The sequence below is a fragment of the Williamwhitmania taraxaci genome (assembly GCF_900096565.1).
GTDB classification, from domain to species: domain Bacteria; phylum Bacteroidota; class Bacteroidia; order Bacteroidales; family Williamwhitmaniaceae; genus Williamwhitmania; species Williamwhitmania taraxaci.
In genome coordinates, this window is sequence record NZ_FMYP01000021.1 from 39,462 (window position 1) to 54,368 (window position 14,907).

Sequence of the window (14,907 nt, forward strand, 5' to 3'; positions counted from 1 at the left end):
TTTATTCTTGAACACTAACCGCAGCGACATATGCCTCCACGAATCCACCCGAAAGCAAGGCCTCTTTTAAGTGAAGCGCTTCCTCAAAGTTAGCAAAATTACCAACACTAAAACTTACTACGTGATCGGAGATAAGTTTCTTGGCAACTTCCTTACCCTTGGCATAATCCCCAATAATTCCCTGAGCACCTGAAGGTAACACTTCTTCGAAGGTGCCAATTACAACCCTGAAAAATTTATTATTATTTGTAGGGAATTCACTCAAGTCGGTAGGAACAGCTTTATCTGCCTCAGGTTTCCGTTCCTCAAAATTTTGGGCCCGAGTCAACGGAACGACCTTACCTTTGAGCCAACTCACCAGAAAAGCATCCTTGAATCCTCTCGATTTGGCCAGGACTAATCCAACTTGAGCATCGGCTAATGTGAAGAATCTACCTGCATAATACTTTTTTATAGTACCGGACTTAAGGTTTTCGCCCGTAATTGGTGCCAAGCCTTTGAATGAGGAGAAGATAATGGGTTGACTAAAAGCACCTAGCTGGACTTTATATATAACGCCTATAGGCAATGATTCATCAAATGGAATAGGATTGTCGCTACTATACGGAAAAGGATCGGCAACGATAAGTCCCGTGGAATAATTGCTCTTTAACTTAACGGCTATAGCCACAGAAGGCTTAGCATCAGGTTTTAGAGAGGCTTGTATGTCTTTTGGTTTGGGTTGTTCGAAAACGTAAAATGGAATTGAACTGCGATGCTCTAACCTTTGGATATTCCGCTTTAGTGAATCAACCAAATCGAGTTGCAGCATCGAAGCCACAACTAATTTATACCGCAACAATCCTCGCTCCTCTACCCATAGGGCATCCCGAATACCTTCAAAATTATCAAGTGTGGCGGATACGTTTTTGCTATTATTAAAAATCCCCTGAGCAGAAATCATATCGGCATTTGCTGCCTGAAATTCAAAATCCTGCTCTGGGTCCTTGGCTAATTCCAAAAGCCGCTCCTTAATTATGTTATGTATCCCAACGCTTAACAGCCTCCTTTTATCTAAAAAATCTGAAGGAGAAAGAAGTTCCTTGGCTTGAATATCGGCTAAGGATTGTTTTATTCTCGAAACAACATCGGGCTGATCCGAAACCGTGAGCATTGTTTCCAAGTCTTTCCTTTCGCGCAGCAATTCCAGACTTGCGTAAAAAGCCGTATCGAGTTTTACCGTAGTATTCCAAAGTCGACGTAATGCAACCACCCTCTCATTTCCAAAGAAATCAACAACCTTTTTGCTGAATAAAAAATCAAACCCAGATATGGGCCCCGTTACCGCCACTTCGGGAGAACGTTTGGCCAAGAATTGCTCCTCCATAAATGTAGCAGCCCTATTCAATTCGGCAATCTGGCTTGACACCCTTCGCTGCCCCACCTCTAGCCTCATTATTTCGTTCCCTAGGCTGTCGTTCCTTAAAGCACCCTTTTCCTTTTGAAAAGCAATCCTCGCCAAGTCAACCTTTTTTCGAATCGAGTCCTGTGTTTCCTGTAGCAAAAATAGCGAGGTCATTAATTCCATGTAGCCTAAATCATACTGCAACCCTTCAACTCTTGCTTTAGGTTTATTTCGCGTTGGGGTATCAGTTATAACAACCTTAGTAGCAACCGTTCTTAGTTCGGCTGCGGCAACTCGCTCCGCCACTCCCGAAAGGCTTTGGTTAATACCATTTAAGGGGATAATGACCTTATAAACGACCACTGAATCACCCGAAGCATTGCGATTGGAAGCAAACATTGCCGTTTTGCCATCCTTGTCTGGAACAAAGAAAAAATCATCGGCTGGAGAGTTAATGGGGAAGCCCATATTTTCGGGTACGCCCCACTTACCCGAAGCAGGATCATAGGTTGATTTATAAATATCGTAACCGCCCATTCCAAAGAGAGCATTGGAGGCAAAATACAAAACAGCACCGGCAAGAGCAGGTATAGGGAATATTTCGTCCCCGTCCGAACTTATTGGGTTTAGTAATTCTACGGGCTGCTCCCATTCTGTCCCATTTGTCTTTGTGGTTTTCCATAGATTCAATCCATGCATATCAGTTTTACCAAAGCTGGAGAAGTAAATCACGTCAGGATCGCCACTCGTGGCGGAAGGATAATAAACAGCCAAAGGAATTCGCCGTTTCATTTTCCTATCAACCTTCGATATCAACTCTTGGGGCATCGGCCCCAGCTGACCTTCGCCTGGTGATACAGTATAGTAGTATATCATAGAGTCCAGAGAGACCTTGGCTTGGCCGAGCACCTGAATATCGGTGGCATATTTGGTGAGATAAATTCCATTTTCGCACCAAGTAACGACTCCTTCCACAATATTGTTGTTGAATACCTTACCACCACCAGCAACCATGTATTGACGGAACCAATCTATGGCCTCCTCGAATCGATAAAGTCTGCGGCAAACATCACCCAAATAGTAATAAACCTCTACTGGAACCTCCTTCTGCGAAGCAAGACGAAGTAGCTTGTAGGCACGCAGTAAGTCGAGACTCGACTTACTCAAACACACCCCAGTCTGATATTGATAGCGCCCATCGGCCGGAAATAGCGCCAGAAGTTGCTCCGAATAGGGCAAAGCAGCCGCAAAATTATCACCATCGAACTGTTTTTTTGTAGCGGTGCGGATGGAGTCAATCCTTGCCGACTGAGCATGAATCTGCATGCCAATCAGTTGCATAACAAAAAGCAATAAGAGATATTTTAGACAACTTCTAACCATAAACTAAACCAATGATATTTAAGCAATTTGGGTAAAAATAGTTATAATGACCGATATACCAACGCAGACAAGAATGAATGTGCAACAAAAATGTTGTGTTGGGAACACATATTGCATTTCGTTATTGGTTCCACAGCAGAGCTCTAAGTAAGTGGCTAAATTCTAACTAAAAACACGTGTATATTTATACATCTAAAAAAACAACAAATAATAGTTTTAACCTTACTTACTGACACTTAAAAATATTAAAGAAATAATATTACGCATATTTATTTATAGTAAAAACATTTTTATTAGATTTGCTCCGCAGAAAATAGTATTTCTGGTCAAAACGCAATCCGCTATCAATGAAAAGCATTTCAGAGAATATAGCAAATAATCACGCCCATTCGGCATGGTTATTCCGTTTTGGCAAGGGTTCTATTTATACATTTCTAAAAGCATGGGGAACGTATAGATGGGAGTGTAACGACAGCACTGAGTCGACATTTATTTCAGCGTTCCGAGACACACCAATTAGAAAAAGAGGACTGCAAGAAAAATACCCAAAATTGACCCATTTGATCTCCGTCGAACATATTCTTAGGTCAATGGCGACCGATCGTTGTTTGGAGATAAAAGAGGAACCGAGCAGCCTTCCACCGTTTCAGGCATTTCCACCAAAGTGCAATACACAGTTAGTTTATGGTAAAGGTCGACGTAATGTCGACCTTTTTTTTTGTGCGAATAAATCCCGAAACATATAAATCATGGAAAAAACAAAGGCAAAGTTGGTTTTAGAAGATGGCTCGGCGTACGAGGGCTTCTCTTTCGGCTACCAAGGTAGTTCGGCAGGAGAATTGGTCTTCAATACTGCCATGACAGGCTACCCCGAGAGTTTGACCGACCCCTCCTACAAAGGTCAGATACTCGTAGCCACCTATCCACTGATCGGAAACTATGGTATTCCCAACAATAGCAAATCCGACAATCTTTCCCGCTTCTTTGAATCGGAAGCAATTCAGGTTTCTGGATTGGTGGTTTCGGAATTTAGCGGGGAATATAGCCACTGGAATGCGACCAAAAGCCTTTCTGTCTGGCTTCAGGAGCAAAAAATCCCTGCAATAACCGGTATCGATACACGGGCACTTACCAAAACAATTCGCGAAAATGGGAGCACCCTCGCCAAAATCGTTTTTACTAAAGACATTGCCTGGCGAAACCCAGATACGGAAGACCTCGTTGGACAGGTATCCATAAAAGAGAAACAGATATATGGAAACGGAAAACATCGCATCGCACTGATCGATTGTGGGGTAAAAAACAATATCATCCGGTGCCTCCTTTCCCGCGACACTACCGTAGTGAGGCTTCCCTACGACTACGACTTCAATCAAGAAGCATGGGATGGATTGTTCATATCCAACGGGCCTGGGGATCCTAAAATGAATACCAAAACCATTGCTCACCTTGCACGAGCGTTGGAAGGAGAGAAGCCAATCATGGGGATATGTCTTGGCACGCAGCTTATGGCACTTGCCTCAGGAGCCAATACATACAAATTACCTTACGGACATAGAAGCCACAACCAACCTGTAGTTTTGTGTGGAACCGATCGCTGCTTTATTACTTCTCAAAACCATGGGTTTGCCATAGACCGGGATTCCCTTGACTCAGACTGGTATGTCATGTTCGAAAATGCCAATGACAAAACGTGTGAAGGTATAAAGCACATATCAAAACCCTTCTTTGCAGCACAATTCCATCCTGAAGCCTCAGGAGGTCCTACCGATACGGAATTTCTCTTTGACGACTTTATTGAGTCGATCGAAAACCATAAGCGCAACCTCTAATACACTGAAACAATTAACGAAAATGAAGCAGTATAAAAAGATACTAGTTCTTGGTTCAGGAGCCCTTAAAATAGGCGAGGCCGGAGAGTTTGACTATAGCGGCACTCAGGCTCTGAAAGCCCTAAAAGAGGAGGGTATTAGAACCATCCTTATAAATCCAAACATTGCCACGGTGCAAACCAGTAAGGGAGTGGCCGATGAAGTTTACTTTTTACCCGTAACGCCATACTTTGTAGAAAAGGTAATTGCCAAGGAAAAGCCCGATGGCATATACCTTTCGTTTGGCGGTCAAACTGCCCTCAACTGTGGCACCACGCTATATAAATCGGGGTTTCTCGCAAAACATAACGTTGAGGTATTGGGAACTCCTGTTGAAACTATTATAAACACTGAGGACAGAGAACTCTTTGCAGCGAAACTTCGAGAGATTGAAGTATTAACGCCCAAAAGCATTGCCGTAGAAAGCGTCGACGAGGCACTCAATGCAGCCAAAACCATTGGTTTCCCACTGATTATCAGGGCAGCATTTACCCTTGGTGGGCAAGGAAGTGGTTTCTGCAACAGCATGGATGAACTTAAAACGCTTGCCACCAATGCCTTTTCTTACTCACCACAAATACTAGTAGAAGAATCCCTAAAAGGATGGAAAGAGATCGAGTATGAGGTTGTCCGAGACAGGTTTGATAATTGCATTACCGTTTGCAACATGGAAAACTTCGATCCATTGGGCATACACACCGGCGAAAGCATTGTAGTAGCCCCCTCACAAACCCTTACCAACTCCGAATACCACAAGCTGAGATCGCTTGCCATAAGGATTATCCGCCACCTTGGCGTGGTGGGCGAATGCAATGTTCAGTACACCCTCGACCCCAACAGCGAGGATTATCGAGTAATTGAGGTAAATGCACGCCTCTCAAGATCATCTGCATTAGCCAGTAAAGCCACCGGATATCCCCTAGCCTTTGTGGCTGCCAAACTTGGCCTCGGTTATGGATTACACCAACTCAAAAATAGCGTAACACAAACCACAACGGCATGCTTTGAACCCGCCCTCGATTACGTGGTAGTGAAGATTCCGCGCTGGGACTTAACCAAATTCCATGGGGTAAGCCGTGAAATTGGCTCTGCTATGAAAAGCGTTGGCGAAGTAATGGCCATTGGACGGTCGTTCGAAGAGGCAATACAAAAGGGTTTGCGTATGGTTGGGCAAGGTATGCATGGGCTAGTAGCCAACCCGTCATTCAATTTTCCTAATTTAGAGGAAGCCCTCTCCCACCCTACCGATCAGCGGATTTTTGCAGTGGCAGATGCACTGGAACAAGGTTGGGACATTGAACGGATTCACGCGCACACAAAAATAGACCGATGGTTCTTAGGGAAACTTGCAAACATTGTTGCCCACAAAAATTTTCTGAGGAACAAAAAGACACTGGAGGCATTCGACAAAGAAACCATGCGGGATGCTAAGCGAATGGGCTTCTCCGATTTTCAAATAGCACGAATTCTCTACGATCCTGAATCAAAGAACATTGAAGCACATCAACTCAGAGTAAGGGAATACCGGAAAAAACTGGGAGTAACTCCAGTGGTGAAACAAATCGATACGCTTGCCGCCGAATACCCCTCGCACACCGCCTACTTCTACTTAACCTATCACGGCACCGAGCATGACTTGCAATACAGCGATACAGGAAAATCGGTTGTTGTACTTGGATCGGGGGCATATCGAATTGGTAGTTCAGTGGAGTTTGACTGGTGCACTGTGAGTGCCGCCAAGCAAATCCGAAAACACGGCCTTCGGGCGGTAATGATAAACTACAACCCCGAAACCGTAAGCACCGATTATGACGTGTGCGACAGCCTCTACTTCGACGAACTCTCCTTTGAACGGGTACTCGATATTGTCGAACTCGAAAACCCCATTGGAGTAGTAGTTTCGGTAGGTGGTCAAATCCCAAACAACCTAGCTATGCGACTCCACAATGCGGGAGTCAACGTGCTTGGCACCTCACCCGAATCCATCGACCGCGCCGAGGACCGCAAGAAGTTCTCTGCCATGCTCGACAGGCTGCTCGTCGATCAGCCTCGATGGAGTGAACTTTCCACGTTTGAGGAAATTGAAAAATTCATCGAAGAGGTTGGATATCCCGTTCTCATTAGGCCCTCATACGTACTCTCTGGTTCGGCCATGAACGTGGTGTCGAATCCCCACGAGTTACACGGATTCCTTACCCTTGCAGCCAGCGTTTCCAAAACCCATCCGGTGGTAGTGAGCGAGTTTATTGAAGGAGCCAAAGAGATAGAGTTCGACGGCGTAGCCAACAACGGGAAGGTGATGTTCGACGCCATTTCGGAGCACGTAGAATTTGGTGGTGTCCACTCGGGTGATGCCACATTAGTGTTTCCGCCCCAGAAGCTCTACTTTGAAACAATACGCCGCATTCGAAAAATTGCCGCTGAAATTGCGCTGGAGCTTAACATTACAGGACCATTCAACATGCAATTACTGGCTCGCAACAACGATATAAAAGTTATTGAGTGCAACCTAAGGGCCAGCCGCAGCTTCCCTTTTGTCTCCAAGGTGCTGGGGTATGACTTTATCTCGGCAGCTACGGACTATATGCTTGGAAGGCTTCCTATGTCCATGCCTCCATCTATGTTTGAGATAAACCATGTAGGCATTAAGGCATCGCAGTTCTCCTTTAGCCGGCTCTCCAAGGCCGATCCAATCCTTGGAGTTGACATGGCTTCCACCGGCGAGGTAGGATGCTTAGGCGTAGACTTTGACGATGCATTGCTCAAAGCCATGCTCAGCGTGGGCTACCGCATTCCGCAAAAATGTATACTGGTATCATCGGGACCTATACGATCGAAATTGGCGCTGCTTGCCCCACTATCGCTACTATCCGAAAGAGGTTACTCCATCATGGCAACAAAGGGAACAGCAAAGTTCCTCAACGACAATGGAATTAAAGCAGAAGCAGTTGCTTGGCCTGATGAAGTTGAGCACCCCAACTGCCTCGACCTTATTAAAGAGAAGGAGGTAGAACTGGTCATTAACATCCCCAAAAACCTTTCTACAAAGGAACTCTATAACGACTATACCATTCGCCGCACTGCCATCGACTATAATGTACCGCTCATTACCAATGCAAGACTGGGCGCTGCATTCCTTTACGCATTAACTAGAAAAAATGTGGCCGATCTAACAATAACTCCTTGGAGTGAATATGTTTAAAAGCCATGCCGACAAATTCAAACAAACAGTAACAAAGGCTGAGTGTAGAATACGACTTCTCTTAAAATTCTATTCAATATTCACCAACCACGATCTAATTCTAATTACTCAGAAAAAAAAAGAGTTCATTAAATTGAGCACGTTCAAAATGTTTTACTTTGTAGCCACAAACCTTAAAACTATACTACTATGGAAAAAAGAGTCGGCTTTGGAATTCGCTTAGGTGCTTATCTTATTGATTTAGTAATTGCAGGAATTTTAGCATCAATTCTCAGTATTGTTTTTGCAGGGCTATTTGCAACAATTGGTGCTGGAGTGGGTAATGCAAGTGGCGAAGAATATGGTGCTGCTGCCGGAGGTATTGTAGGTTTTATTGCAGGATTAACTGCCGGATTTATGGTTGCTGTTCCCCTATACTTTCTTATGGAAGCATTTCTTGGCTATACCCTAGGCAAGTTAATTCTTGGTATCGCTATTGCTAAAGAAGATGGCACAAAGGGTGATATCAAAGATTTCTTCCTCCGCTATGCTATCAAAAATAGCGGAACTCTTCTTGCATTGCTAGGTTTACTTACTCTTAGCTTCATCGGAACGCTGGGTACTATTGCTTCACTTGCAATCTTTGTTGGATGCTTCTTTGTACTTGCAGATAAAAAACAATCGTTCCACGACATGCTTTCAAAGACTGCAGTTTTCAAAAAAGAGGATATTGCTTAGATTTTCTTAAAATGCGTTTTGAAGGCCTCCCCTGTGGAGGCCTTTTTCGTTAAACAAAAACTTAGACCTTTTCCATTGCTTCTTTATCCACAAAGCCTTAACTTGGGCACCAAATACCTTAAATCAATACGCCATATGAGAAAAAGTATAATCATCCTTGCCACTGGGCTTGCACTCTTTGGTTGCAAACCTAAAGAAGCAGAAGTTTCTGTGATTGGAAAGCCCGATCTCAAACTCACCTCCACTACCCTAACCCCCGAAGTGCTCTGGTCGTTCGGCCGATTGGGCGACACAAAGGTTTCCCCCGATGGAAAGCAAATTGCCTACACCGTAACTTACTACAGTATTTCCGAAAATAAGGGGAACGCCGAAATCTACATTATGAATGCAGATGGATCGGATAAGAAGCAGCTCACCAAGACTCCTAAAAGCGAGTTTGGGCTAGAGTGGAAGGCCGATGGATCGAGCCTCTACTTCATGAGCGCAGAGACAGGAAACCCTGAACTCTTCAGCATCAAGCCTGACGGTTCGGATAGAACGCAGCTTACCCATCTCGACAAACCTATTACCAACTACTTGGTTTCGCCAGCTGGTGGCAAAATACTGCTTACCATCGACACCAAGGTGGATACCTCCACTGCCGACCGTTACCCCGATCTCGACAAATCCGATGGAATGGTTATTACCGACTTGATGTATCGCCACTGGGATAGCTGGGAAGATGGCAGCTACCAACACATTTACATTGCCGATTTTGATGGCAGCAAGATAGGCGAACCTCAAGACATAATGCCCGGCGAAGCATGGGATTCCCCACTGATGCCTTTTGGTGGAATTGACGAAATCAGCTGGAGCCCCGATGGCAAATCGGTTGCCTATACCTGCAAGAAGCAAAAGGGCAAGGATTACGCCTTCTCCACCAACTCCGACATCTACCTCTATAACCTCGAGAGCAAGGAGACCAAGAACCTAACCGAAGGCATGCCCGGCTACGATCGTGTACCAGTATTCACCCCTCAAGGCGATAAAATGCTTTGGGTGAGCATGGCCCGCGGTGGCTTTGAGGCCGATCGTGAGCGTCTTTTCTGCCTCGATTTTAAAACTGGCGAAAAGAAGGAGCTACTTCCTAATTTCGACCATAGCCCTGCAAGTTTGAGCTTTACCGCCGATGGCAAAACCCTCTACTTTGTTACCGGTATCGATGCCACCTTCCAGGTTTACGGCCTCAACATGGATAACCTTGAACTAAAACCCATCACCAAGGGATGGCACGACTACCACAGCGTGGAGGTTGCCGGCAATACCCTCGTGGGCACCAAGGTATCCATTGTTAAACCAGCCGAGATTTACACGATCGATCCTACCAGCGGAACGGAGACCGAGCTAAGCTTTATCAATAAAGAGTTGCTCGATCAGCTCCACATGCCCAAGGTTACCCAACGCATGATTAAGACCAGCGACGGCATGTTGATGCCAACGTGGGTAATCCTTCCTCCCGATTTCGATAGCACCAAGAAATACCCCGCGCTGCTTTACTGCGAAGGCGGCCCTCAAAGCCCCGTAAGCCAATTCTGGAGCTACCGCTGGAACTTTAGCATCATGGCCAGCAACGGTTATGTAATTGTTGCCCCAAGCCGTCGCGGCGTGCTCACTCTAGGTCAAAAGTGGACCGATGCAATCAGCAAGGATCACGGAGGTCAGGAGATGCGCGACCTACTTTGCGCCATTGATGAGGTAAAGCAGGAACCTTGGGTAGATGCGGACAACCTTGGTGCTACCGGTGCCAGCTATGGAGGATATACCGTTTACTGGCTTGCAGGCAACCACCACAAGCGATTTAAAGCATTCCTCTCGCACTGCGGCGTGTTTAACTCCGAAATGGAGTATATGACCACGGACGAAATGTTTTTCGACAGCTGGGAAATGGGCGGTGCACCTTGGGAAACCAACAATAAGGTAGCCATGAAGAGCTTTTCACAAAGCCCTCATAAGTTTGTAAAAAACTGGGACACTCCAATCCTTATTATTGAAGGCGGTAACGACTTCCGAATTCCTTACACCCAAGGGATGGCAGCCTTTAATACAGCACAGGAGCTAGGCGTTCCTAGCAAATTCCTCTTCTTTCCGAGCGAAAGCCACTGGGTGCTAAAACCCCAAAACGGCATTCTCTGGCAGCGTGAGTACTTTGCCTGGTTCGACAAATGGCTTAAAGTGAAGAAGTAAAAAGTAAAAGGATGGCAAGTGCGAATACGTAAGTTTAACAGCAATTAGCCACCTTTTAGATAAAACAGAATGATAACAGGGGGCTGCATCGCAAGATGTGGCCCTTTGTTTATTTGACGACAAGCCGACTATAGGTAAAATAGAAAATGTTTTGTAGATTTGATACGAAAACGGCTGAAGGGAAAATTAAATTTGATTTATAAATCCGAACCTTTACGATGAAAGTGTCAATGTTTATTATCGCATTTCTATTTATTCAAGCAATCACAAACGGACAAGATAAGACCGATAAAAATACATCATCACGATGTTTCATTGCCGATGTATTCATGAAATTACCTTTTACTAGCCTAAATGAAGAAGAGAAAAAGGAATTACTTAAGAATACAGAAAGAGTATTAGATGAAGAAAGGCAAACAATAGAAATAGATACTATCAATAATTTCATCTTCATTCAATCTTGTTTTATAGAAAGTATGACAATGCCCTGTGAGAATTACTACATAAGGTCATACCTGCAGAAAAAGAATGTATACAAAATAGTTTACTCGAATAGTTCCACTTGTTTTGCTGATAAACACCAGCAAGAACTTGAAGTATATGAGTATAATTTAGGCACAAAAGTCCTCATGAAAGATACAACTGAATACAAAGTGCTCAAACTATCACTGAAAGATTTCTTCAAAGTCAACACGCCAGAAATAGTATTGGCAAAATATTCTGAAAATGTTAGTCCTATATATACGTTTAATGGGAAAAGGATATCGTGCTATATATCTGATGCTGGATATTCAAACACTTTACGTAATGAACCATGGTTAAAAGGGCGTGATATCGAAATTGAATGGGATGGAAACACTTTTCTTATAATAAAGTTTATACCATACAATGATGACAACAAGTCATTTGAAGAATAAGAGATACCATCATCCCCCCCAACAAAAAAACCGCCCCAATCAAGGGCGGTTTTTTTATATCGTTGGAATATCAACTATCGGTTCGAAGACCTGCGCTTGCTGCCACGATCGTCGGGGCGGCTGCTGCGGCTTGGACCACGTCCATCTTAGTAACTGCCACGGTGCCATCAGTAACAACCATCCTAAAAATCAGAGCCAATAGTTCCCGTATCGAGAACTATTGCTATCTTTGCATTTGGAAAGAAGAATAATGGAAAGGATTTTTGGGAAAAGCACGCTGAGAGAGTATTGGGAACATGCCCCAGACTCAGAACAATACCTGAAAACTTGGTGCGACACAGCTATGAGTTCTTCGTGGAAATCGCCAAATGAAGTGAAAACCACCTATGCGAATGCAAGCATTCTGAAAGACAGCAGGATTGTATTCAACATAAAGGGAAATTCATACAGACTTATAGCAAAATTCAACTTTGAGAAACAGTGGATTTTTATCCGGTTTATTGGAACTCATTCCGAATATGACAAGATTGATGCGAACTCGATTTAAAAATTAGAATTATGGAACTGAAACCGATAAAGAGTGAAACCGATTACCAATCTGCCTTAAAGCGATTGGAATTAGTTTTTGATGCCCCAACCAGTACTCCAGAAAGCGACGAAGCCGATATTTTGGGACTCATGGTTGACGAATACGAAAAGAAACACTACCGCATCGAAGCCCCAGACCCCATTGAGGCAATTAAAATCCGCATGGAAGAATTACACCTTAAACAAGTGGATTTAGTCGCTGAAATTGGAGGGAAAAGCAGGGTCTCTGAAATACTGAATCGCAAAAGGAAATTAACGGTTGAAATGATTAGGAATCTGAGCCATAAGCTTAACCTTTCGCCAGAATTACTAATTGCAGACTATCAACTAACGAGATAAAATAAGCACGGTTGGTAATATGCCACCGGCAATACAGGCAAGCATAGCCGCGATCGTTAAACCAAAAAACCGCCCCTTTCAAGGGCGGTTTTTTTATATCGTTGGAATATCAACTATCGGTTCGAAGACCTGCGCTCGCTGCCACGATCGTCGGGGCGGCTGCTGCGGCTCGGACCACGTCCATCCTGATGTCCACGACGGCGTTCGTCGGGGCTGGAGCGACGCTCTTCGCCTGCACGAGGCTTGCCTATGCCACGAAAACCACCCCGAGCAAATGCTGCTGCCGGAGCTGGTGACGATGATGCGTAGGGATGATCCTTTACTACCGGTATCGACTTACCAATCAATTTTTCAATATCCTTTAGGAATGCACGCTCCTCTGCATCGCAAAACGAAATGGCCTGACCCTCATGACCTGCTCGGCCGGTACGGCCAATTCGGTGTACATAGGTTTCGGGTACGTTGGGCAACTCAAAGTTGATTACGTGCGATAGCTCGTCGATATCGATACCGCGTGCTGCAATATCGGTAGCAACTAAAGCCTTGATTTTTCTGTTCTTAAATCGCTCCAATGCTCCCTGACGGGCATTCTGCGACTTGTTACCATGAATGGCCTCGGCCGTTACGCCGTTCTTATCGAGGATACGAACAACCTTATCGGCGCCGTGTTTAGTACGAGTGAAAATTAGCGCTGAGGTTACATTCTCCCCCGTTAGTAGGTGTAGAAGTAGACCATTTTTGCTACCCTTATCCACATAGTAAAGGGATTGATCGATAATATCGGCGGTTGAAGCCTGAGGTGTAACTTCTACCCGAGCAGGATCGGTAAGTATTGATGAGGCAAGCTTGGTTATGGCCGGTGGCATGGTAGCCGAGAAAAACAGCGTCTGGCGCTCCTTGGGAATTATCGCAATAATGCGTTTAACATCATGAATAAAGCCCATGTCGAGCATGCGATCCGCCTCGTCCAAAACAAAGATATCGATTTGTCGAAGGTTGATAAACTTCTGATTCACCAAGTCGAGCAACCGGCCCGGGGTAGCAATAAGAATATCTACGCCCCGCTTAAGGGCTAAGGTTTGCTGATACTGCGATACGCCGCCAAAAACTACGGTATGTGTAAGGCCTGTGTGTCGTCCGTAGGAGGAAAAACTCTCGCCAATTTGAATAGCCAACTCACGCGTCGGTGTAACAATCAGCGCTTTGATGCGGCTCGGTTCGTTTCGGAGTTTACGCTTCTCGTGAAGGATTTGCAAAATTGGAATAGCAAATGCAGCTGTTTTTCCCGTTCCGGTTTGTGCACAGCCGATAAGGTCTTGGCCTTGAAGTACTATTGGAATTGCTTGTTCTTGAATAGGGGTTGGGATGGTGTAACCTTCAGTAACTAGAGCCCTTTGAATCGGCTCAATAAGATTTAAATTTTTAAAGGACATAGATTGTTATTGTAAAGGCTAGCCCAATTCAAAGAAAGAAGGAACCTTTTAATTAAAATAAACCGCAAAGTAACCTATAAACATCGAGATAAGCACATTTGTTTGACAGATATTTTACAAACACACCTCTTCAACGGATAAAAGAGCCCCATAGCCACGCATATAATACACAGATTTACACCTCTATTAAGAAAAGCGGCTACCCCTGCTCCAAACTATCAATTAGTTGCCGTACCTGCTCCAGCTTCTCCACCGGAAGCTTATGCAGCTGGCCCGCAATGTTTGCTTGCAGCTCGGTTCGCCTGAGCAACCTCAGCGGATGAGCTTCCGGCAAATCATCGGCCGAGCCATCAACAGTAAGCAGATCGTTGGGAGTGCAGTAAAAGGCCTTGCACAGGCGCTCCATAAGCTCGAAACTGATGCGCTGCTGATCAATACGCACAAGGCGGCCGATGGTATGGTAAGGAAAACCGTGCTTGGTAAGGTAGCGCGAGAGACTTTCGATGCCCTTCTCTTTGCAAATGCGTGGTAGTAGATAAAACGGTCGAAGTTGTGCCACCCATTTCGGTTCAAGTTGTGCCAGGCGTTTCGGTCGAAGTTGTGCCACTTTTTTAGGTGCATTTAGGCTATTGTTTCGGTCGAAGTTGCGCCACCCGTTTCGACGCAAATTGCGCCATTGAGCCATTGAAAGGAATGATTTCTATCTTATCGCTGAAACTTAAATCAGGGATATGGCCGCAAAGAAGATAGATATCATGGATGTACGACAATTAATTCAGTTAAAAATCAAAGGAGAAAGCAACCGCAGCTGTTCTTCAAGTTTAGCCATACACCGCAATACGGTAAATTA

General features: G+C 44.7%; 10 protein-coding genes. 7 read left to right on the forward strand and 3 right to left on the reverse strand.

Going from position 1 to position 14,907, the window contains the following annotated elements:
• Nucleotide 1: 1 nt before the first annotated feature.
• Nucleotides 2–2,725 (reverse strand): PD40 domain-containing protein, encoded by a 2,724-nt coding sequence (locus tag BLS65_RS07325; RefSeq protein WP_170830033.1) that lies wholly within the window; start codon nucleotides 2,723–2,725, stop codon nucleotides 2–4.
• A 791-nt stretch (nucleotides 2,726–3,516) separates the two neighbouring features.
• Between BLS65_RS07325 and carA the strand changes: the two genes are divergently transcribed.
• From carA to BLS65_RS07370, 7 genes are all read left to right on the forward strand, one after another.
• Nucleotides 3,517–4,599: a glutamine-hydrolyzing carbamoyl-phosphate synthase small subunit gene (gene carA / locus BLS65_RS07335; protein ID WP_092437471.1), complete on the forward strand. Its 1,083-nt coding sequence runs from the start codon at nucleotides 3,517–3,519 to the stop codon at nucleotides 4,597–4,599.
• A gap of 22 nt (nucleotides 4,600–4,621) precedes the next feature.
• Nucleotides 4,622–7,840, forward strand: a complete 3,219-nt coding sequence (gene carB, locus BLS65_RS07340) for a carbamoyl-phosphate synthase (glutamine-hydrolyzing) large subunit (RefSeq protein ID WP_092437473.1) — start codon at nucleotides 4,622–4,624, stop codon at nucleotides 7,838–7,840.
• A gap of 189 nt (nucleotides 7,841–8,029) precedes the next feature.
• The gene (locus BLS65_RS07350) at nucleotides 8,030–8,557 is read left to right on the forward strand and encodes an RDD family protein (protein WP_092437477.1); all 528 of its coding nucleotides are present in this window, start codon (nucleotides 8,030–8,032) and stop codon (nucleotides 8,555–8,557) included.
• 135 nt (nucleotides 8,558–8,692) lie between these two features.
• The gene (locus BLS65_RS07355) at nucleotides 8,693–10,780 is read left to right on the forward strand and encodes a dipeptidyl-peptidase Dpp5 (protein WP_092437493.1); all 2,088 of its coding nucleotides are present in this window, start codon (nucleotides 8,693–8,695) and stop codon (nucleotides 10,778–10,780) included.
• Between the two features lie 218 nt (nucleotides 10,781–10,998).
• The gene (locus tag BLS65_RS07360; RefSeq protein ID WP_092437479.1) at nucleotides 10,999–11,697 is read left to right on the forward strand and encodes a hypothetical protein; all 699 of its coding nucleotides are present in this window, start codon (nucleotides 10,999–11,001) and stop codon (nucleotides 11,695–11,697) included.
• Nucleotides 11,698–11,947: 250 nt separating this feature from the next.
• A complete protein-coding gene (locus BLS65_RS07365) occupies nucleotides 11,948–12,244 on the forward strand; it encodes a type II toxin-antitoxin system HigB family toxin (protein WP_092437481.1) in 297 nt (98 codons plus the stop codon).
• Between the two features lie 11 nt (nucleotides 12,245–12,255).
• Entirely contained in the window at nucleotides 12,256–12,624 is a 369-nt protein-coding gene (locus BLS65_RS07370) for a helix-turn-helix domain-containing protein (protein WP_092437483.1), read from the forward strand.
• A gap of 113 nt (nucleotides 12,625–12,737) precedes the next feature.
• Here the strand turns inward: BLS65_RS07370 and BLS65_RS07375 are convergent, their stop codons facing one another.
• Both BLS65_RS07375 and BLS65_RS07380 read right to left on the reverse strand, forming a co-directional pair.
• A complete protein-coding gene (locus BLS65_RS07375; protein ID WP_092437485.1) occupies nucleotides 12,738–14,057 on the reverse strand; it encodes a DEAD/DEAH box helicase in 1,320 nt (439 codons plus the stop codon).
• 199 nt (nucleotides 14,058–14,256) lie between these two features.
• Nucleotides 14,257–14,742, reverse strand: a complete 486-nt coding sequence (locus BLS65_RS07380) for a helix-turn-helix domain-containing protein (RefSeq protein WP_092437487.1) — start codon at nucleotides 14,740–14,742, stop codon at nucleotides 14,257–14,259.
• Nucleotides 14,743–14,907: the final 165 nt, after the last annotated feature.